The organism is Microbacterium sp. B19(2022), assembly GCF_012030385.1.
GTDB classification, from domain to species: domain Bacteria; phylum Actinomycetota; class Actinomycetes; order Actinomycetales; family Microbacteriaceae; genus Microbacterium; species Microbacterium oxydans_B.
This window is the reverse complement of the sequence record NZ_JAAUVO010000025.1, coordinates 32,221-51,660: the sequence shown is the minus strand read 5'-3', so window position 1 is coordinate 51,660 and position 19,440 is coordinate 32,221. Positions and strand designations below refer to the sequence as shown.

Annotated in this window: 24 protein-coding genes; 9 read left to right on the top strand and 15 right to left on the bottom strand. The window is 68.8% G+C overall.

All coding sequences use genetic code 11. The features are described 5' to 3' along the window. Nucleotides 1-25 precede the first annotated feature (25 nt). From HCX50_RS17990 to HCX50_RS17970, 5 genes are read right to left on the bottom strand one after another with little or no spacing between them, the layout of a single operon-like run. Nucleotides 26-1,234: a substrate-binding domain-containing protein gene (locus HCX50_RS17990; RefSeq protein WP_029262663.1), complete on the bottom strand. Its 1,209-nt coding sequence runs from the start codon at nt 1,232-1,234 to the stop codon at nt 26-28. A 2-nt stretch (nt 1,235-1,236) separates the two neighbouring features. Continuing rightward, nucleotides 1,237-2,292 (bottom strand): ABC transporter permease, encoded by a 1,056-nt coding sequence (locus HCX50_RS17985; protein WP_029262664.1) that lies wholly within the window; start codon nt 2,290-2,292, stop codon nt 1,237-1,239. Continuing rightward, nucleotides 2,289-3,401 carry an ABC transporter permease gene (locus HCX50_RS17980; RefSeq protein WP_167635270.1) on the bottom strand — a complete coding sequence of 371 codons (1,113 nt, stop codon included), beginning with the start codon at nt 3,399-3,401 and terminating at the stop codon, nt 2,289-2,291. Before HCX50_RS17980 ends, HCX50_RS17985 begins: the two co-directional genes overlap by 4 nt. Continuing rightward, nucleotides 3,398-4,936, bottom strand: a complete 1,539-nt coding sequence (locus HCX50_RS17975; protein ID WP_167635269.1) for a sugar ABC transporter ATP-binding protein — start codon at nt 4,934-4,936, stop codon at nt 3,398-3,400. Before HCX50_RS17975 ends, HCX50_RS17980 begins: the two co-directional genes overlap by 4 nt. Further along, nucleotides 4,933-6,042 (bottom strand): Gfo/Idh/MocA family protein, encoded by a 1,110-nt coding sequence (locus HCX50_RS17970; RefSeq protein ID WP_105710965.1) that lies wholly within the window; start codon nt 6,040-6,042, stop codon nt 4,933-4,935. The genes HCX50_RS17975 and HCX50_RS17970 overlap by 4 nt, the downstream gene beginning before the upstream one ends. A gap of 113 nt (nt 6,043-6,155) precedes the next feature. Here HCX50_RS17970 and HCX50_RS17965 point away from each other — a divergent pair, with 113 nt between their 5' ends. Beyond that, on the top strand, nt 6,156-7,349 hold the full coding sequence (locus HCX50_RS17965; RefSeq protein ID WP_167635268.1) for an ROK family protein: 1,194 nt from the start codon (nt 6,156-6,158) through the stop codon (nt 7,347-7,349). A gap of 31 nt (nt 7,350-7,380) precedes the next feature. On the opposite strand, the gene HCX50_RS17960 is transcribed toward HCX50_RS17965, so the two are convergent. Both HCX50_RS17960 and HCX50_RS17955 read right to left on the bottom strand, forming a co-directional pair. Further along, entirely contained in the window at nt 7,381-8,511 is a 1,131-nt protein-coding gene (locus HCX50_RS17960; protein WP_167635267.1) for a Gfo/Idh/MocA family protein, read from the bottom strand. After that, nucleotides 8,511-9,317, bottom strand: coding sequence for a sugar phosphate isomerase/epimerase family protein (locus tag HCX50_RS17955; RefSeq protein ID WP_167635266.1), 807 nt, complete (start codon nt 9,315-9,317; stop codon nt 8,511-8,513). The genes HCX50_RS17960 and HCX50_RS17955 overlap by 1 nt, the downstream gene beginning before the upstream one ends. A gap of 108 nt (nt 9,318-9,425) precedes the next feature. Between HCX50_RS17955 and HCX50_RS17950 the strand changes: the two genes are divergently transcribed. The 3 genes from HCX50_RS17950 to HCX50_RS17940 are packed head-to-tail and all read left to right on the top strand — an operon-like array spanning nt 9,426 to nt 11,714. Continuing rightward, nucleotides 9,426-10,043 (top strand): TetR/AcrR family transcriptional regulator, encoded by a 618-nt coding sequence (locus HCX50_RS17950; protein WP_091031171.1) that lies wholly within the window; start codon nt 9,426-9,428, stop codon nt 10,041-10,043. Between the two features lie 49 nt (nt 10,044-10,092). Continuing rightward, complete coding sequence (locus HCX50_RS17945; RefSeq protein ID WP_167635265.1) at nt 10,093-10,746, top strand: DUF4166 domain-containing protein; 654 nt, start codon at nt 10,093-10,095, stop codon at nt 10,744-10,746. Beyond that, a complete protein-coding gene (locus HCX50_RS17940; RefSeq protein WP_167635264.1) occupies nt 10,743-11,714 on the top strand; it encodes an epimerase in 972 nt (323 codons plus the stop codon). The genes HCX50_RS17945 and HCX50_RS17940 overlap by 4 nt, the downstream gene beginning before the upstream one ends. On the opposite strand, the gene HCX50_RS17935 is transcribed toward HCX50_RS17940, so the two are convergent. Genes HCX50_RS17935 through HCX50_RS17925 form a run of 3 tightly spaced genes read right to left on the bottom strand, consistent with a single transcriptional unit; the run spans nt 11,711 to nt 13,342 of the window. Next, nucleotides 11,711-12,103, bottom strand: a complete 393-nt coding sequence (locus HCX50_RS17935) for a PLD nuclease N-terminal domain-containing protein (protein ID WP_167635263.1) — start codon at nt 12,101-12,103, stop codon at nt 11,711-11,713. The two genes, HCX50_RS17940 and HCX50_RS17935, sit on opposite strands and share 4 nt — an antisense overlap. Before the next feature lie 49 nt (nt 12,104-12,152). Then, nucleotides 12,153-13,082: an aldo/keto reductase gene (locus HCX50_RS17930; protein WP_167635262.1), complete on the bottom strand. Its 930-nt coding sequence runs from the start codon at nt 13,080-13,082 to the stop codon at nt 12,153-12,155. A 29-nt stretch (nt 13,083-13,111) separates the two neighbouring features. Further along, on the bottom strand, nt 13,112-13,342 hold the full coding sequence (locus HCX50_RS17925) for an XRE family transcriptional regulator (protein WP_237682571.1): 231 nt from the start codon (nt 13,340-13,342) through the stop codon (nt 13,112-13,114). A 94-nt stretch (nt 13,343-13,436) separates the two neighbouring features. On the opposite strand from HCX50_RS17925, the gene HCX50_RS17920 reads away from it, so the two are divergent. The 3 genes from HCX50_RS17920 to HCX50_RS17910 are packed head-to-tail and all read left to right on the top strand — an operon-like array spanning nt 13,437 to nt 14,857. Then, nucleotides 13,437-13,811: a helix-turn-helix domain-containing protein gene (locus HCX50_RS17920; RefSeq protein ID WP_244175917.1), complete on the top strand. Its 375-nt coding sequence runs from the start codon at nt 13,437-13,439 to the stop codon at nt 13,809-13,811. Nucleotides 13,812-13,853: 42 nt separating this feature from the next. Further along, on the top strand, nt 13,854-14,246 hold the full coding sequence (locus HCX50_RS17915) for an ImmA/IrrE family metallo-endopeptidase (protein WP_167635261.1): 393 nt from the start codon (nt 13,854-13,856) through the stop codon (nt 14,244-14,246). Between the two features lie 8 nt (nt 14,247-14,254). After that, nucleotides 14,255-14,857, top strand: coding sequence for a GNAT family N-acetyltransferase (locus HCX50_RS17910; RefSeq protein WP_167635260.1), 603 nt, complete (start codon nt 14,255-14,257; stop codon nt 14,855-14,857). Nucleotides 14,858-14,884: 27 nt separating this feature from the next. Here the strand turns inward: HCX50_RS17910 and HCX50_RS17905 are convergent, their stop codons facing one another. Further along, the gene (locus HCX50_RS17905; RefSeq protein WP_091031186.1) at nt 14,885-15,088 is read right to left on the bottom strand and encodes a hypothetical protein; all 204 of its coding nucleotides are present in this window, start codon (nt 15,086-15,088) and stop codon (nt 14,885-14,887) included. A 90-nt stretch (nt 15,089-15,178) separates the two neighbouring features. Here HCX50_RS17905 and HCX50_RS17900 point away from each other — a divergent pair, with 90 nt between their 5' ends. Beyond that, nucleotides 15,179-15,790, top strand: coding sequence for a flavodoxin family protein (locus HCX50_RS17900; protein WP_167635259.1), 612 nt, complete (start codon nt 15,179-15,181; stop codon nt 15,788-15,790). Here the strand turns inward: HCX50_RS17900 and HCX50_RS17895 are convergent. The 4 genes from HCX50_RS17895 to HCX50_RS17880 are packed head-to-tail and all read right to left on the bottom strand — an operon-like array spanning nt 15,762 to nt 18,095. Next, complete coding sequence (locus HCX50_RS17895; protein ID WP_167635258.1) at nt 15,762-16,280, bottom strand: GNAT family N-acetyltransferase; 519 nt, start codon at nt 16,278-16,280, stop codon at nt 15,762-15,764. The genes HCX50_RS17900 and HCX50_RS17895 overlap by 29 nt on opposite strands. 42 nt (nt 16,281-16,322) lie before the next feature. Further along, nucleotides 16,323-17,333, bottom strand: coding sequence for a hypothetical protein (locus HCX50_RS17890; protein ID WP_167635257.1), 1,011 nt, complete (start codon nt 17,331-17,333; stop codon nt 16,323-16,325). 5 nt (nt 17,334-17,338) lie between these two features. After that, complete coding sequence (locus HCX50_RS17885) at nt 17,339-17,665, bottom strand: transcriptional regulator (protein ID WP_091031193.1); 327 nt, start codon at nt 17,663-17,665, stop codon at nt 17,339-17,341. Then, entirely contained in the window at nt 17,658-18,095 is a 438-nt protein-coding gene (locus HCX50_RS17880) for a hypothetical protein (RefSeq protein ID WP_167635256.1), read from the bottom strand. The genes HCX50_RS17885 and HCX50_RS17880 overlap by 8 nt, the downstream gene beginning before the upstream one ends. Here HCX50_RS17880 and HCX50_RS17875 point away from each other — a divergent pair. Further along, on the top strand, nt 18,094-19,437 hold the full coding sequence (locus tag HCX50_RS17875; protein ID WP_337750123.1) for a linear amide C-N hydrolase: 1,344 nt from the start codon (nt 18,094-18,096) through the stop codon (nt 19,435-19,437). The genes HCX50_RS17880 and HCX50_RS17875 overlap by 2 nt on opposite strands. Nucleotides 19,438-19,440: the final 3 nt, after the last annotated feature.

The following is a 19,440-nucleotide window of genomic DNA, read 5'->3' as shown; positions in this document are numbered from 1 at the left end:
GCGGAAGGGTGGGAGCGGATTTCGGTTACGGGATCTGACGCTGCTGCCACACCGTCGGGTAGCCGGGGAGGTTCTCCCCGCCGAACTTGGCGTAGTGGCCGTCGGGCATGCCCTCGTTGGCCTTCAGGTAGTCGTCGAGCTCGGGCTCCGTGATCGGCTTCTGCGGGAGGACCCATTCCTTCGGAACCTCTTCGCCGGCGAAGATCATCTGCGCCGCGAGCAGCGGAGTGCGCCACTGGAAGTTGGAGTACACCGGCGCGAGGCCCGTGAGACCCGTGTCCTTCCACTTGCGCAGGAAGCTCATCTCGTCCTCACCGGTCATGACCGGGTAGTCCGCTCCGGCGTCCTCGAACGCCTCGATGGCCGCGACCGCGCCGTCACCGGCATCCATCCAGATGCCGTGCACGTCGCCCTTGGCGAGCTCGTCGCTGATGATGCTCTTGATCTCGGCGGGGTCGGCACCCGTGAAGTGATCCACGGCCTCGATGCCGGCCTCGTCGAAGAGCTTCTCGGCGGCGGCCCAGCGGTGCTCGAGCACGTCGACACCCGGGAGGATGCGCAGTGCCACGACCTTGTCGCCCTCTTCGAGGTTGTCGATGAGGAACTCGGCGGTGTCGATGCCCCAGGCGAAGCCGCCGATCGGGTGGATGAACGTGACCGGGCAGTCGGTGTTCACACCGCGGTCGAACACGACGACCGGCTTGCCCGTCTCGCAGGCCCGCTCGACGGCCGGGGTCATGGCCGCCGTGCTGTTCGGCGAGATCAGGAAGACGTCACATTCGCCCTCGGCGATGAAGTAGTCGATGTCCGCGATCTGCGTGTCATCGGAGTCCTGCGCGTCGCGGGTCTCCATCTCGCTGATGGCGCCCGCATCCTGCAGCGACTTCAGCTGCTCGTTCATCGTGATCCAGCCGGTCTGGCGCCACGGGTTGGAGATCGACGCGTTGGCGAAGCAGGCCTTCTTGGCTCCCTCGCTCGCGAACTCCGCCGTGTCGACCATCTCGGCGTTGATGTGCTGCAGGTAGGGCTCGTCCTCCGGCCCCTGCGGGGTGACGCCGCGCTCCTCGTCCTGCTTGTCGAAGAGCTCCTGGTCGAACCACTCTGTCGTCTCTGCCGTCTCCTCGGGGTTCTCCGACTCCGCCGGCGCCACGGACGGGTCGGTCGTACACCCGGCGAGCGCGATGAGGCCGAAGAGAGCCACCCCTGCGGTGGCGATCTTCATCGATCGTCGCATTGCTAATCTCCTCTGGTTTCTGTGTTGATGGTGCTGGTGGAACTGGTGGTTTCAGGGATTCTGGGTTCTTCGGGAGGGATGTCCGAGGGCAGCGGCCCGCGCTTGCGCCGCGCCCGGAAGGCGACGGCGGAGTAGGCGACCGCGGCGATGATGATGACGCCCTGCACGGCATCGCGCAGTGTCGAGGGGATGCCCGCGATGTTCAGCAGCATGAACAGGGCCTCGAGGGCGAAGGCACCGGCGACCGCGCCGACGATCCACCCTCGGCCACCTCCCAGCACCACGCCTCCGAGCACCACGGCGGTGATCGCCGTGAACTCGTATCCGCGGCCGACCGAGGGATGCACGCCGGCGTATCCGACGAGGAGCACGGCCGACAGGGACGCGGAGAGCGACGAGATGACGAACGCGCGCGTCGTCACCCAGGCGCGGCGGGCCCCGGCGTAGTCGACCGCACCGGCGTTGTCGCCGACCGCGATCAGCGTCTTGCCCAGCGGGCGCTTGGTGATCCAGATGCCGAGTCCCAGCCACACGATCAGCAGCAGCACCGCCCAGGGGATGAACTCGAGGAACGGCACGTCGCGGATGCCGCCGCGGCCGATCTCGCGGAAGCTGTCGGCCGGGTTCCCGGTGGCCGCTCCCCCGGTCCACCACATCACTCCACCCAGGAGGGCGAGCATCATGCCGAGCGTGACGATGAACGACGGCACCTTCAACAGTGTCGTGATCACCCCGTTCACGAGCCCGACGGCCACAGCGAAGACGATCATGAGCAGCAGGACCGGCACCGTGCGGGCGTCGTCCTGACCGACCAGGTTGCCGGCGATGATCACCTGCGCCGTGATGAGCGAGCCCTGCGAGAGGTCGAACTCCCCCGCGATGATCACGAAGTACTGCCCGATCGCGACGATCGCGATGGGCGCCACCCGCTGGATGAAGCGCATGAACTGACCGGGCTCGGCGAAGCTCGGGTTGAGGATCGTGACGGCCACCAACAGCAGCACGAGCAGCAGGAACACGGCCCCACGGGGACTCACGAGAGTGCGCAGCGCGTTCATGAGCGTCCTCCTTCCGTGGCGGTGCCGATATCGGATGCGGTGTCGGTGTCGGTGCTGACGGCGGCGAGCTGCGATGCGGCGGCGGCCATCTCGGGCGCCGCGGCCTTCGCGGCATCGTCCCCACCGGTGCGTGTGCCTCCGGCACCGAAGCGCGGACGGCGGCGAATGATCGACCGGCGGCTGTAGACGGCCACCGCGGCGACGATGACGACGCCGCGCACGACGTCCTTGAGGAACGGGTTGACCTGCATGACGCTCATGACGTTGTCGACGACCGCGAGGATCGCCACGCCGCCGATCGTGCCCCAGATGGAGCCGCGTCCGCCGAGCAGCAGCGTTCCGCCGAGCACGACCGCCGCGATCGAGAGCAGCGCATAGCCGCCCTGCTGCCCGACGGTCGGGCTGCCGACGCCGAGGCGGCTGGCGAGCAGCAGACCCGCGAGACCCGCGAACACCGAGCAGAGCACGTGCGCCCAGATGAGCGGCATCCGTGTGCGCACGCCGGAGAGCCGGGCGATCTCGGGATCGCCGCCGACGGCGTAGAGGTGGGCGCCGGTGCGGGTGCGGTTGAGGAGCACCCAGATCACGACGGCCAGCACGATCATGATGAGCGTGGAGACCGGGATGGGGCCGACGCCGGTGGCGCCGATGAGCTGGAACGCCCAGGGCACCTTCCCCGCGGATCCCTCGAAGTTCGTGTTGAGGATGCCCTGCAGGATGAGTCCGACGCCGAGTGTGGCGATGAAGCCGTTGACCTTGAGCACCGTGACGATGAGCCCGTTCACGAGACCCACGCCGGCGCACACGAGCAGCGTGACGATCACGGCCACCGGGATGTTCGCCGCGTTGTCGTTCATCATCGTGGCCGCCAGCAGACTCGACAGGCTGATCACGTAGGTGACCGAGAGGTCGAGCGAGGCGCCGAGCACCACGAGCGTCTGCCCGATCGCGACGAGGCCGAGCACGCTCATGCCGGTCAGGATGTCGCGGATGTTGCCGGCGCTGAGGAAGTTACGTCCCACCGTACCGACCAGGATCGCGCCGATGACGAGCACCAGGAGCAGGATGCCGAGCACGATGACCGTGGAGTCGATCTTCAGACGCTTCATCGCACACCTCCGTCCGCCGCGGTGTTCGGATCGTGGGTGCCCGGATGGGCGGCGCCGGTCGCGGCCCCGAGGATCTCGTGCTCGGCGGAGCCCGCCGACAGTTCGGCGACGAGTTCGCCGTCGTGCATGACCAGGATCCGGTCGCTCATGCCGATCACCTCCGGCAATTCGCTCGACACCATCAGCACGGCCTTCCCTTGCGCTGCGAGCTCGCGCATCAGCTCATAGACGGCGTACTTGGCACCGACGTCGATGCCGCGGGTGGGCTCGTCGAAGAGCACGATCTGCGGCTGGGTGAGCAGCCACTTGGCCAGCACCACCTTCTGCTGGTTGCCGCCGGAGAGGAAGCGCACCTCCTGGTCCAGGCCCCGCGAGCTGACCTCGAGCGAGCTCAGGATGCCAGGCACCTCCCGTCGGGATGCGGCGGTACGACCGGCGAAGACACTGCGGACGACGAGGAGCGCGTTGTCGAGGACGGATTGCCCGAGGGCGAGGCCCTGCGCCTTGCGGTCCTCCGAGACGAGGGCGAGGCCGGCACGGACGGCGGCGCGGGCGGTGCCGATCCGCACGGGCGCCCCGTCGATGCGCATCGATCCGCGGGTGAAGGCCTGGATGCCGAACACCCCTTCCACCAGCTCGGTGCGTCCGGAACCCTGCAGCCCGGCGATGCCGACGATCTCCCCGGCGCGGAGCGTGAGGGAAACCCCGTCGACGTAGGCGTTGCCGCAGCCGTCGAGTTCGAGCCGCGCCTTCCCGACCGTCGTGCCCTCGACCGCATCCGGGAAGTACGACTGGATGGAGCGGCCGACCATGCGCCGCACGAGCTCATCCGTGGTCAGGGCGGCGGTCTCGTCGGTCGAGACGAGCGCGCCGTCCTTGAGGATCGTAATGCGATCGCACAGGTCGAAGATCTCCTTCAACCGGTGCGAGACATAGATCACGGCGACGCCGCGGGAGGTGAGCCGGCGGATGATCGCGTAGAGCAGCTCGACCTCGCGGTCGCTGAGGGCGGCGGTCGGCTCGTCCATCGAGATGACCCGAGCATCGAAGGAGAGCGCCTTGACGATCTCGACGATCTGCTGCTCGGCGACCGTGAGCGAACCGACGCGCGCGGTCGGCTCGATGAAGGAGACCCCGAGGTCGGTCAGCAGGTCGGCGGTCCGCGAGTTCATGGCGCGCTGGTCGACGAATCCCCGCCGACGCGGCTCGCGGCCGAGGTAGACGTTCTGCGCCACCGTGCGCTCCGGCAGCAGGGTGAACTCCTGGAAGACCGTGACGATGCCGGCATCCATCGCCTGCCGCGGGTGCGCGTGGTGCACCTCTTCACCGCGATACGAGATGGTGCCCTCGTCGGCCGGCTGCACGCCGGCGATGATCTTCATCAGCGTGGACTTGCCCGCGCCGTTCTCGCCGACGAGACCGTGCACCTCGCCGGGCCGCACGTCGAAGTCGATGCCCTTGAGCACCTCGACGCCGAAGAACGACTTGCGGATGCCGGCCACCTGCAGCACGGGCTCGGTCGTGGTCGTGATCATGCCGTCACCTCCACCCATCGTCCGCCATCGGCCGCCGAGGCGAGCACGGCCTCCGTGAGCACGGCCGAGCGGTATCCGTCGGCGAAAGTCGGGAGCCCATCGGGTTCCGCACCGGCGATCGCCGCATAGACGTCGGCGATGAAGCTGTTGAAGGCATCCTGGTACCCCATCGGGTGTCCCGCCGGAACCCGCTGCAGCCGCGCGGAATCCGGGTCGGCGGTGGCGGGGTCGCGCAGCAGCAGCCGGGATTCCTCGCGCATGCCGATCCACAGCTCCTCGGGGCGCTCCTGCTCGAAGCGCAGGCTCTGCCGCGAACCGTGCAGCTCGAGGGTGAGGGCGTTCTTGCGGCCGGCGGCCATCTGCGAGATGAGCAGCGTGCCGAGGGCGCCCGACTCGGTCTCGACGAGCACCGCGACGATGTCCTCCGTATCGACCGACTGCCCCGAGCGCTCCGAGAAGACCCGACGGGTGCGGGCGCTCAGCGCGTGGATCCGCTCACCGATCACGAACTCGATCAGGTCGCACAGGTGCGAGCCGATGTCGGCGAAGGCGCGGGATGCACCGCCGGACTCGGAGCGCACCCGCCAGTCGTCGTCGCTCGACAGCAGCATCCAGTCCTGCAGATAGGAGCAGTCGAGGGTGAGCAGGTCGCCGGCCTCGCCACGGGCGATCCGTGCCCTGGCCTCGCGCACCATCGGGTGGTAGCGGTAGATGAACGGCACGGCCGCCACCAGTCCGCGGGCCTCGGCCGTCTCGGCGAGAACCCTCGCGTCCGGGGCCGTCGTCGCGAGCGGCTTCTCGCATACGACGTGCTTGCCGGCGTTCAGAGCCTGGAGCGCCAGTTCGGCGTGCGTGGCGTTCGGCGTGCAGATGTGCACGACGTCGATGTCGCCCGCTTCCAGCAGACCGGCCGCATCGCTCTCGGCGCGACCGGCGCCGAGCGCCAGTGCGGCATCGCGGCTTCCTTCGCGAGAGCGGGTGGCGACGGCGCGCAGTTCGCCGCCGGCGTCGCGGGCCGCGGTGCGATGCACGCGGGCCATGAATCCTCCGCCGAGGATGCCGGCTCGGATCGTTCCGAGACCGGTGTCAGTGACATCCGTTGTCATGCGGCGATTCTGACACAGACCTGCAGACTTTTGCTATACCTTCGTCAAAAGTTATCTGACGGAAATCGGAAGTCGATCGGCGAGACGCCGAAGTGCTGTGGTTTACTGACGCAATGGTTGACGTTCTCAGGCCGACTCCGGCGATCGCATCGGGGATCGGAGAGATCTTCCAGATCCTCCGCGACGGCCACGCCAGAACGAAGGCGGAACTCGCCGTCCTCACCGGCCTCGCCCGGTCGACCGTCGCCCTGCGGGTCGACGCGCTCCTCGCCGCCGACCTCGTCCGCCCCGCCGGAGAAGCCGTCTCCACGGGTGGCCGACCGCCCGCACGCGTGGCCTTCAACCCGCGCGCCGGGCTCGTGCTGGCGGTCGACCTCGGCGCCACGCACGCGACGGTCGCGGTCGCCGACCTGGCCGCCGTCATCCTCGATGCCCGCACGCGCACGATCGACATCGGCGACGGGCCGGAGAGCCTGCTCGACACGATCCTCGCCGACGCCGCCGACCTGCTCGACTCGACCGCCGGCGGCCTCCCGCTCGTCGGCGTCGGCATCGGCGTCCCCGGCCCCGTCGAGCACTCCACCGGCCGACCCACCAATCCGCCGATCATGCCCGGCTGGGACCGGTTCGACGTGCCCGCCTACGTGCAGAAGACCTTCGACGTGCCCGTTCTCGTAGACAACGACGTCAACATCCTCGCCCTCGGCGAGCAGGCGATGAGCTGGCCACAGGTCGAAGACCTCGTCTTCGTCAAGGTCTCGACCGGCATCGGCGCCGGCATCATCGCGGGCGGCCAGCTGCAGCGCGGCGCGCAGGGATCCGCGGGAGACATGGGCCACGTGCAGGTGCCCGCGGGCGCGGGGTCGACCCGCGAGCCGGGAGATGAGCGCGATCTCGAGGCTCTCGCCAGCGGCTCCGCTCTCGCGATCGCGCTCCGCGAGGAAGGTCTCGACGTGCACGGCCCGTCGGATGTCGTCGATCTGGTCCGCGCCGGGAACGCCGCCGCGATCGAGGCGACTCGTCAGGCGGGGCGTGACGTCGGCGAGGTCCTCGCGACCGTCGTCAACCTCCTGAACCCGTCGATCATCGTGCTGGGCGGCAGCATCGCCCGTGCCGGTGAGCACCTGCTCGCGGGCGTGCGCGAAGTCGTCTACCGACGCTCGATCCCGCTCGCGACGCAGCATCTGGCGATCGTGCAGTCTCAGGCGGGCGACCGCGCGGCCGTGCTGGGGGCCGCGATCATGGTCGCGCGCGAGGTGCTCTCCCCCGCGAGCGTCGACCGCTACGTGGCGGCGAAGGCGCGCTGATCCGCACCCCCGCCGCCCCGAGCGGCGACCGTCAGAGCGTGCCCTCGAACGGATCGAAGTCGGCGGCGATCGCGCCCACCTGATCCAGCGTGCTCTCGACCGGGACGAAGCTCCGCGACTCGGCCGCCTCCTCGATCGACAAGAGCGTGTCGAGCACGTGGTAGCCGAACTCCCCCGTGGCGACGTGCGGCCGGCCGGCGGCGATCGAGCGCGCCATGTCGAGCAGCCCGACGCCGCGCCCGGAGAGCACACCCTCCTGCGCGATGTCGACGATCTCCTGCGTCATCGGCTCCGGCGGAACGAACTGACGGGTGAGCGGACGCGTGATGGTGATCGGACCGCCGAAGGTATTCGGGTCGGGGATCACGATCGTGCCCTCGGTGCCGGTGATCTCGACGATCCCCTGCCGCAGCAAGGGTGAGTCGGTGCTGTACAGGCTCTGCGCCTGACCGCCCTCCTCGAAGTCCATCAGCACGCTGAGCGTGGAGGGGATCTCGACCGGGAACTCCTGGCCCGCCAGCTCGCCGACCTGCACACGGCGCGTCGGCGTCCCCTGCAGCCCGAGGGCGGCGACCGCGGCGACCGGTCCGAACACGTGCACAAGGGTCGACACGTAGTACGGGCCCATGTCGAGCAGCGGCCCGGCGCCCTTGGCGTAGAGGAACGCGGGATTCGGGTGGAAGATCTCGGGCCCCTGCCACTGGAAGGTGGTCTGCCCGAACAGCGGGCGCCCGATGTCGCCGCGCGCGATCGCCCGCTTGGCGGTCTGCACGCCCGGTCCGAGCACGGTGTCCGGGGCCACGCCGACGCGGAGGCCGGCGGCATCCGCCGTCTCCAGCAGCCGACGCGACTCCTCGCGGCTGACGCCGATCGGCTTCTCGGTCCAGACATGCTTGCCCGCGGCGATGATCGCCTCGGAGACCTCGACATGCACGGCCGGGATCGTCAGGTTCACGACGATGTCGATCTCGGGGTCGTCGAGCACCACGTCGACGCCGCCGGCACGCGGAACGCCGTACTTGGCGGCCTGCGCCTTCGCACGCTCCTCGATGACGTCGGCGACCGCGATCACACGGACGTCCGGGAAGGTGGTGAGATTCGACAGGTACTGGTCGCTGATGTTCCCGGCGCCGATGATGCCGACGCCTACTGGACCCGCCATCAGCCGGCGACCTTCTCGTCGAGGAAGACACGGCTGCGCTCGATCGCGTCGAACAGGTCGCCTTCATAGTGGTCGAACTCGACGATCGCGAGCTCGAGCGCCGGGGCGGCGGCGATGGCTTCGACCAGCGGAACAGTTCCCTCGCCCGCGGCCACCTGGTCGGCGGGCGGGTAGGCGCCGGCGAGCGCCGGGTCGAGCGTGCCGTCCTTCGCATGCACGGCGATCACGCGGTCGCCCAGGCGCTGCAGCAGCGCGACGGGGTCGACGCCGCCGCGAGCCACCCAGTACAGGTCGACCTCGAGCACGACGCGCTCGTCGAGCAGTCCGGCGAGGACCTCGAGCCCGGTCACCCCGTCGAAGACGGCCTCCAGCTCATGGGCGTGGTTGTGATATCCGACGCGGACGCCGACGGTCGCGCCGATCTCGGCGGCCGCGTTCAGCAGGCGGGCCGTCTCCTCGATCTGCGCGATCGATTCCCAGCGTGCGGGCTCGGTGTACGGGTCGATGACCGTGTCCATCCCCAGCACCTTGGCGGCGGCGAAGACGACATCGGGCGTGGGGACGGGGATGGTCGTGCCGCTGCCGTCGGGGTTCACGAACGACTCCGAAGCGAGGAAGGCGTGCCCGGACGGGGCGGTGAGCCCGGCGGCCGAGAGCGCGGCGGCGAGTGGCTCGGCACGGCGGACGAAGTCGTAGGGCTCCACGGCGGTGAAGCCGCGTGCGGCGACCGCCGAGAGCGTGCCCTCGAGGTCGGCCTCCAACTGCTCCTTGATCGTGAACAGCTGCAGGGAGGTCTGAATCGTCATCGGTCGTGCTCCTTCGGTCTTCGGTGACATGTGGGGGTCACTACCCCGTGCAGGCACGCTACCACCAAATACCTCCACGTGGAAGTTTTGATTCGCTAGACTCCCCCCATGCCCGCCGACACGCCAGAGCCTGCCGAGCAGCCCCGCCCGCGGGGCACCTACGCCAAGGGGATCGCTCGCCGACAGGAGATCCTCGATCGCGCCATCGAGGTCTTCGCCGAACGCGGTTCCGACCGCACGAGCCTGCGAGCGATCGCGCGCGAAGTGGGCGTCACGCACGCCGCCCTCACCCACTACTTCGGGTCTCTCGAAGAGCTGCTCGTCGCCGTCTACGAAGAGAGCAACGCCCCGGGACGGCAGCCGGATCCTCCGTCGGCCGACGCGACGCCGGTCGAGATGATGATCGAGTCGGCACGCTTCAACCGCGCGATCCCCGGTCTCGTGCAGTTGTATTCCACGCTCGTCGCATCGGCGCTCGAGGAGGGCCACCCGGCGGCGCGCACGTTCGCCACCGGCCGTTTCGCACGTCTGCGCGAACGGCTCGCCGAGACCGTTCGACGACAGCAGGAAGACGGGCAGATCCGGAAAGACGTCGACGCGGATGCCGTCGCGGCTCTCGTCGTCGCGGCGTCGGACGGCCTCCAGACGCAGTGGCTGCTCGATGAGACCGCACCACAGCACGAGGCGCTCGCGCTGCTCGATCGGCTCCTGCGCCCACCCGCCTGAGCGGCGGCGGACCGGCCGGGCGCACCCACCGTCGAGCTAGGCTCGAAACGTGACGCCCGTGCCGCAATCCCCCTACGCCCGGGCACTCGGCGAGCGCATCGACGAGCTGCACCCTCGGCTGCGCGCCTACTTCTCGGCGGTCCCCGACGGCGCCGTCGGCATCGGCGAGGGCGTGTTCCACGTCGTCGGTACGCCGCGGCGGTGGCTCTGGCTCGTCCTCCGCGTCCTCGAACGTCGCGGCGTCGTCGCCGCCGTCTGGGAGCGCGACGTACCGTTCCGCGTCGAGAACCGCACGATCGCGTCCCGAGCCATCGGCGAGCGCACGTTCCATTTCGCCCGCGGCCCGTGGGTCATGCGCGATGCGGTCGCACTCACCCGGCACGGCCGCGTGCTCGACGAACTCGGTGAACCCGGACTCATCGCGGCCTGCTTCGACGTCGATGTGCGCGACGGCGCGCTCCGGCTCACCAGCCGGGCCGTCGGTGTGCGACTGGGGCGGCTCCGAATGCGCATCCCCCGCCTGATCGCACCCGTCGTCCGCCTCACGGAGCGCTTCGACGACGACATCGACCGGCAGCAGGTGGCGCTCACGATCGACGCGCCTCTCCTCGGCCGCGTGTATGAATACCGCGGCGATTTCGAGTACCGCGTCCCGCCCCTCGCGGAGGTCCCCCGCATCGCAGATAAGGAGCAGTCCGCATGAGCGCAGGCCGAGTCGTGATCGGTGGATCCACGGGCTTCATGGGCAGCCACCTCGTCTCCCGGTTCCGCGCCGAGGGCCGCGAGGTCGTCACGATCTCCCGCTCCGGCGCCGACATCCGCTGGGGCGATCAGGTCGAGATCGACCGCGCGGTCGACGGCGCATCCCTGGTCATCGGCCTCGCCGGCAAGAGCGTCAACTGCCGGTACACGCCGGAGAACCGCGCGGAGATCTTCCGGTCGCGGCTCGACACCACCACCTCGCTGAGCACGGCGATCGCCCGCGCGTCGGCACCCCCGGCGCTGTGGGTGAACTCCTCGACGGCCACGATCTACCGGCACGCCGAAGACCGTCCGATGACCGAGTCGACCGGCGAGCTCGGCACCGGCTTCTCGGTCGAGGTCGCGAAGGCCTGGGAGAAGGCACTGTTCGCCGACGAGCTGCCCGCCACCCGTCGCGTCGCCCTTCGCAGCGCGATCGTGCTCGGCCACGGCGGCGTGCTCGGGCCCCTGAAGAACCTCGCCAGGCTCGGGCTCGGCGGCCCGCAGTACGACGGCCGGTGGCCCGCGAGTGCGGCGCGACGCCGGGCCGGTACCGTTCACCACTTCCGCGCGCGCCGCGGGAGTCAGCAGTTCAGCTGGGTGCACATCGACGACGTCGCGCGCATCATCGACTTCATCGAGCAGACGCCGTCACTCGACGGTCCCGTCAACGTCGCATCCCTGAATCCGGTCGACAACGTCGAGTTCATGGCGACGATCAGGCGAGTGCTGGGTGCTCGCATCGGCCCGCCGCTGCCCCGCTGGATGCTGGAGCTCGGGGCCATCGGCATCCGCACCGAGACCGAACTCGTGCTGAAGAGCCGATGGGTGCTGCCGGAGAAGCTCACCACCGCGGGCTTCGAGTTCCGTCACCCGCAGCTGGAAGAGGCGATCCGCGAGTCGTTCGACCGCGGCGAGGTCTCCGTCTAGGAGGCGGCGCCGGCGGAACCGGAGGGGGCGTCCCCCTCGCGGCGACGCCTCTCGACCTCTTCGCGGAGCCGCCATTCCTCGATCTCGCGGTCGAGATCGGCGATCTGCTGCTCGGTCGTTCGGGTGTCCGCCGGCGGCGAGGGGCGCACGTCGGTGCGGGTGGCGGTCGGTCGCTCGGCGCGGCGCACGCGAGGGATGGAGATGCCGGCCTCGCCGTACTCGCGTCCGATGGCGAACCACAGCACACTGCCGACGAACGGCAGCAGGATCACGATGATGATCCACACCATCTTCGGCAGGTGCTTCACCAGGGCGCTGTCGCGGGTGATGATGTCGATCAGTGCGCCGATCATCAACGCGATGACGAGGAGCGAGAACAGGAACGGCATGAGTTCAGGGTAGACGACGGTGTGACGTGGCGCGCGGGCCGAGCCGGTTCTACGGCAGCAGGTGTCCGGCGGCGCGGAACAGTTCGTACCACTCGGGCCGGGTGAGCTCGAGGTCGGCGCCCATCGCGGCCTCGTGCACGCGCTGAGGTGTGGTCGTGCCCAGGACCACCTGCATGCCGGCGGGGTGACGGGTGATCCAGGCGGTCGCGATGGCGATCGGAGTCACGCCGTACGACGCCGCGAGGCGATCGATCACCGCGTTCAGCTCGGGGTACTCGGGATTGCCGAGGAACACCCCGTGACCGCGGCCGTCCTGGAACGGCGACCAGGCCTGGATCGTGATGCCGTTGATGCGGCAGTGCTCCACGATGCCGCCACCGTCGCGCACGGCGCTCTGCTCGTGGCCGGCGATGTTCGCCGCGACCGGCTGAGCGAGGATCGGCGCATGGGTGATCGACAGCTGCAGCTGGTTGGCGACCAGCGGCTGCCGGACGGCCGTGCGGAGCAGGTCGATCTGCCGCGGCGTGTGGTTCGAGACGCCGAAGGCGCGGACCTTGCCCGCGGCCTCCAGGTCGTCGAACGCGCGGGCGACCTCTTCGGGCTCGACGAGGATGTCGGGGCGGTGGAGCAGCAGCACGTCGAGGCGGTCGGTCTGCAGGGCGGCGAGCGACCCTTCGGCCTGGGCCACGATGTGCTCGTACGAGAAGTCGAACATCCCCTGCGCCGGCACGATCCCGCACTTGGTCTGCAGCACGATCTCGTCGCGCTCGGAGGCGCTGAGCTGCAGGGCACCGGCGAAGCGCGCTTCGCAGTGGTGCATGCTCCCGCCGTAGATGTCGGCGTGGTCGAAGAAGTCGATGCCGGACTCCCGCGCGGTGGCGTAGAGCGCCCGGATGTGCGCCTCGTCTTTGTCGTTGATACGCATCATGCCGGCGATGACGGCGGGGGCGGTGGACGATCCGAACGGCACGGTCTTCATGCGCACCACGCTACTGTGCGCCGCCGACGTCAGCCGTCGTCGGTGGTCGACGCCGGGAGGAGTCTCGTGATCGGGATGTCGAGCGCAGCGGCGATGGCGGCGAGGTCGACCACCGTGAAGTCGGCCTGACCCTCCAGCAGCTCCGCGAGCGCGTCCGGAGCGATGCTCGAGAGGTCGGCCAGTCGAGAGAATGACAGCCCCGCGTGAATTCGCGCGCCGTTCACGGTCGATGCCAACATCTGACGCAGTTCTGTCCCCATACGCCTACGCTAGTACCCCGCACGGACACGCAGACCTGTCGATTGCACCATAATGGCAGCATTCTGGAGTCGGCGCGCTGCTATCGTGAGCCGGGTGAAGACACCGGCCGAGGAATTCAACAACGCCGTGGGGCGCCAGATCCGCGGCGAGATCGCCGCCTCCAGGAGCAGCATCGCGGCGATGGCGCGGACCATCGGCATCGCGCGCAGCGCCCTGGACAACTACGTCACCGGCAAGCGCGCCATACCGGTCCCGGTCGTCTACTCGGTCTGCGCCGCTCTCGACCTCGAGCCCCACGTGCTCTTCGCTCGCGCAGAGGAACGCCTCAGAGCAGACGGGGAGACGACCGCGCGCATCACCCCGATCCGCCCCACCCCCGATGTCGCCGGTCCGCGAGAAGATACCCGCGAGGTCGCCTTCGAATCCCGCACGTCGCACGACTCGGATACGGACGACCTCTACGACTAGCGGCGCACACACTGCCGCCCCGGCACGGTGAGGAGGAGAGCGATGGACGACCTTCTCCACCTCGCCGAGGAACAGCGACTGCGCATCGTCGAGCGACCCGGCCGCACGCGCGGCGGCTTCGATCCCCTGACCCGCACGATCCGACTCAGTCCCGGCATGAGCGCGCGCACCACACGCAGCGTGCTCGCCCATGAGCTCGGGCACGCGCAGTTCGGGCACACTCCCGCGCGCGTGCCCGTCATCCGTGCGCAGCAGGAGCGCCAGGCCGACGAGTGGGCGGCCTGTCGGCTGATCACCCCGCGTGCCTATGCCGAGGCAGAAGAGCTCCGCGGGCCGCACCTGGCCAGCCTGGCCTTCGAGCTGGGAGTCACCATCGAGCTGGTCACCGCCTACCAGCAGCTCCTGCGTCAGGGAGCCGTCCCGGTCGCTGGTTGAATACCGTCATGGCTTTTCTCGTCACTCCCGCCCCCGTCACCCTCACCGGCGAACTCGTCGAACTCCGTCCGCTCGAACGCTCGCACGTCGACGGTCTCATCGATGCCGTGCAGGAGGGCGACCTGTGGAAGACGGCCTGGTACACCTCGGTTCCGGCGCCGGACGGCGTGGCCGCGGAGGTCGACCGACGCCTCTCGCTCATCGAGAAGGGCGAGATGGTGCCGTTCACCGCTTTCGGTGCCGACGGACGCGTTCTCGGGCTCACCTCGTACTACGACATCGTCGCGGATGTCCCGCGGCTGCACATCGGCTATACCTGGAACCGTCCGTCCGCTCACGGCACGGGCACGAACGCGGAGTCCAAGCTGCTGCTGCTCCGGCACGCCTTCGAGACGCTCGGGGTGTTCCGCGTCGGCCTGACCACACAGTGGGTCAATTTCCAGTCCCGCACGGCGATCGAGCGGCTCGGAGCCAAGCAGGACGGCGTGATGCGGGCCATGAGCCGCTACCGCAACGGCGCGCTGCGCGACAGTGTGGAGTACTCGATCATCGAACCGGAGTGGCCCGCGGTAAGGGCCAACCTCGAGGCGCGGCTCGCTAAACGACGCTGAGCGGACGGCGTTGCCGTCCGCGACGGATCACTCGGTGGCGTTGCCCGACCAGTTGTTCGCCCGACGCGTGGCCGAGCCCCGCTGGCGGAAGATGAATGCCATGGCCAGCGTGACGAGCAGGAGGCCGCCGCAGAAGGCGAGCGCGTTGAGGGCCGGCAGCCCGAACGAGATGCCCATCAGCAGGATGCCTCCGATGAAGAGGATCATGAAGAAGAGGAAGCTGAGGATCACGGGATCTCCTGTCGTCGGTACCATCTACCAGGATAGCCCCGACGCGGAAACCCCCTGTGCACGCGTGTGCTCGCCTGCTCTGCTGTGATCATGAAGACACCACTGACCGCGGTCGCCGTCTCGTGCACGCTGAAGCCGTCGCCCGCCTCCTCCAGTTCCGACCTCCTCGCGACGCAGCTGCTCGATGCACTCGCCGGGCACGGCGTCACGGGAAGCCTCGTGCGCGCCGTCGACCTGTCGATCAGCCCCGGAGTGCAGAAGGACATGGGTGACGGCGACGAGTGGCCGGGCGTGCGCCGACGCATCCTCGACGCCGACATCCTCGTGTTCGCCACTCCCACGTGGATGGGACAGCACTCCAGCGTCGCGCAGCGCGTGCTCGAACGCCTCGACGCCGAGCTCGGCGAGACAGACGCGCGAGGACGGCCCACCCTCTTCGACAAGGTCGCGATCGCGGGCATCGTCGGCAACGAGGACGGAGCCCACCACATCGCGGCGATCCTCTTCCAGTCGCTGAACGACGTCGGTTTCACCATCCCGGCCCAGGGCTCGGTCTACTGGAACGGGGAGGCGATGCACACCACCGATTACAAGGACCTCGACGAAACCCCCGAGAAGGTCGCCTCCTCGATCGGGACGGCGGCGCGGAACGCCGCGCACCTCGCCCGGCTGCTCAAGGCACAGGAGTACCCGGCGAGCTGAGGTCGAGCACCCACTCGTTCTCGGAGAGGTCGGCGCCTCGGAACTCCTCCGTCTTCGTGCCGACCAGCGCGAATCCGTTCCGACGACAGACGCCGTTCGACGCGGGGTTGTCGACGCCGGGGAATGCCGTCAGGAAGCGCCTGTCCCCTCGATGTGCGCGGGCATCGTCGATGAGCAGGGCGAGGGCTTTCGATGCGACGCCGCGCCCCTGCGCCTCGGGGCGGACGAACCAGCCGGTCTCGAGGGCGGGCTCGCCCCGCCAGTCCATGCGCCAGTAGCCGATCGAACCGAGCGACGCCCCCGCGGCATCTTCGATCACGAACATCCTCGCCTCGCCGGAAGCCACGAGCCGCAGGTAGCGGGCCTGGCGTTCGACGACCTGTTCTTCGGTCTCCGGACCGTTCAGATGGGCCGTCATCTCCGGGGTATTGGCGGCATGCAGCAGTTCGAGGTCGTTCTCGGACCAGAGTCGGAGCCTGAGGGATTCCATGCACGGATGGTCCCACGAGGCACCGACGTATCGCGGGTCGGATCACCGACGGAAGGTGATGACCTCATCCCGGCGCGATTTCTCGAGCGTCAGACCAGCGAGCTCGAGGCGGCGATACACCCGCTTCGGCAGTGGCGGAAGCTCGGCGGAGAACCCTCGGGGCGGCTTCGCGATCCCGGTGACCACGGAGAGGTCGACGCCCGACCCGTCGCGCACTTCGAAGCGTGCGTAGTCGCTCCGGGTCCGCCAGCGCAGGAGCTCGAGTTCGCGGAACGGGATGGTGTGGTGGGCCTCACCCACGCGCACGCGGAGTTCGTCGTTGCCGAAGGCGACCGCGCACTGCTGCGTGCGGCGGCGCAGGATCGCCGTGAACGCCAGGTACACGGGCAGTCCGACCACGATCCCGAGGAGGAGGATGGCGATCCGCGGCCCCATCCGCATCACGATGTCATCGAGCGCGATCAGCGCGACGACGCCGAGGAGCCCGAAGACCAGGACGATCGCCACGATCGCCTGGGTGAGACTGCGCATCCGCAGCTCGATGCCGGGGAACCGCACGACCGAACCGTCGCCGCTCTCCTCGCGTTCCCACTCCGGGGTCACGGGCAGCGGCCGCTTCTTCGCATCGCGGCGCGCGAACAGATCGGTGACGCGACTGAGCAGCCCGAGCCAGATCCACCCGACCGCGGGGATCGCCGCCATCTGCAGCACCACGGCGACACCGCGAACAGCGTTCGGGAACGGGTCGAGCAGGTCTCCCCCGAACTCGATCACCGAGGCGACGAGCACGCCCAGAACAACGGCCACGATCACGTGGAGGATCGCGCCGTTGCGGGCGGGCACCATGTCGAACGTCGCATTCACGAACGCGAAGCCGAAGCACCAGCCGCCGATCAGCATGAGCAGGAAGGGGAAGAAGCTCAGATCGTCGCCGGCGAGCGTGAAGCCGACGGCGGCGAGCAGCAGCACCGCGCCCCAGAGGAGCGGGTTGCGCACCAGTTTCCGGGTCACTGTGGTGCGCACCCGCGCGTCGGCGGTGGTGTTCTCCGTCATCGGGATCAGCGCCCCTGCCCTCGTGCCGAGCGGACGATCTCCTCGAGCCGGCGGAGATAGGCGTCGAAGGACTCCCGCCCCGCCTCGGTCAGGGCGATGCGACGGGCCCGCTGATCGGTGGGGCTGTTCGTCACGACGACCACTCCCGCATCCGTCAGAGCCGATACATGCTTCGACAGCGCCGACTTGCTCACGCCGACCAGGCGGAGCAGCGTCGAGAACTCGATGTAGTCCGCGGGGGCCAGTGCGGAAAGAACGCTCAATCGCACCGGCTCATGCAACAGCGGATCGAGCCGCGGCGCCACCGCGTCCTCTCCCTGCGCCTCACTCATCTCGCTTCCCGGATGCCGCCGCGGCCGGAACGCTCGCGAGGCGCTGCAGACCCGGTCGGCAGACGAGGAGGATCACGACGACGGCAGCCAGCGCTCCGATGGTGTTGGGGAGGACCCATCCCGCCGCCCGGACCGGGAGCTGTACGGCGGCGAATGCGGCGAGCGCCAGCAGGGCACCACCCCAGACCAGCCATGCGCCGCGACGGTCGGACCAGGTCAACCGCAGCCGGATCGACAGCATCGAGAAGAGACCGACGATCCCCAGCACGATGAACGCCGAGAGGTAGACCATATCCATGTCGAGCATCAGCCCGATCGCCAGTGCTCCCGCCGACGCCACGAGGGAGGCGATCCATGCCCCGTTCCGCACTGACACGCTCTTCGTCTGCTTCACGGCCGCGAGGCGGGCCGCCGCTTCGTTGCTGTCCATGATTCCCCTCTCGAAGTTCGTTTCCTGTAAAGAAACTAACATGTGGTTTCCTCACAGGCAATCACTGCGGAGCGAGTCAGCACGAGGCGGGTCGGAAGCGGGTGAAGGTGCGGGTGGCACCCGGGTGAGCGTTACGGGTGATTTCGCGTCGTCGCCACGTTCGCACGGGCGCGCGCGACCAATAATCACCAGAGAGCCCGTGACCCCTCCGGCCGCGGGCGAATCATCGACGAGAGGACGTGCGGCGCTCATGTGCACACGAGTTGTCTGGCCCGATGCCAATGGTGCAGTCATCGTTGGCCGAAACATGGACTTCCATATGGACCTGCTCTCCAACCTCTGGAAGCTCCCCCGTGGCATCGAGCGCTCCGACGGCGTCCATGGCACACTCACCTGGAAGGCCAAGTACGGAAGCATCATCGCGACGGCGTTCGACCTCATCGCGTGCGACGGCATGAACGAGAAGGGGTTCGCGGGTCACATCCTGTGGCTTGCCGAATCCGACTACGGCAAACCGGAAGCGGATGCGACTCAGCTGAGCCAGGCGGTGTGGCTGCAGTACTATCTCGACAACTTCGCCACGGTCGCCGAAGCCGTCGCGTGGACGAACGAGTCGCAGGTGCAGATCGCTCAGCTCTTCGACCCGACGGGGCACCTCGTTCCCACGCTGCACCTGGCGATAAACGACGCGAGCGGCGACTCGGCGATCATCGAGTACACCGACGGTAAGCCGAAGGTCTACCACAGCCGCGAGTACCAGGTGATGACCAACTCCCCGACGTTCGACAAGCAGCTCGAGCTCGTGAAGGAGGTCGAAGGTCTCGGCGGTGACAAGCCGCTCCCCGGATCGACCTTGGCCAGCGATCGCTTCGCGCGCGCCTCCTTCTATGTGGCTCACCAGAAACAGCCGAAGACGCAGATCGAGGCGATCTCGGCGATGTTCAGCATCATCCGCAACGCCGCACAGCCGTTCCGCACGCCGGAGGAGGGCAAGCCCGACGCGTCGCAGACCATCTGGCAGGTCGTGCTCGACCTCACCAACATGCGCTACGCATTCGAGTCGACGACCCGACCGAACATCGTGTGGGTCGATTTCGCCGACATGAGCTTCACGGAGGGCACCAAAGTCCTCAAGCTCGACCTGGTGGGGCGACTGGCGTTGGAGGGCGGCCTGGTCGGCAACGCCAGCCACCATTTCGCGGATGTCGGAGAGCTCGGCCAGCAGGTGCTGGCCACCGGGACCGAAGCACTCGAGTTCGTGGCGCGCAAGCAGGACGAGTTCGCCGCGATCACGAAGGCCGTTCAGAGCCTGGTCGGTGAGAAGAAGCCCCACGCCGCATAACGC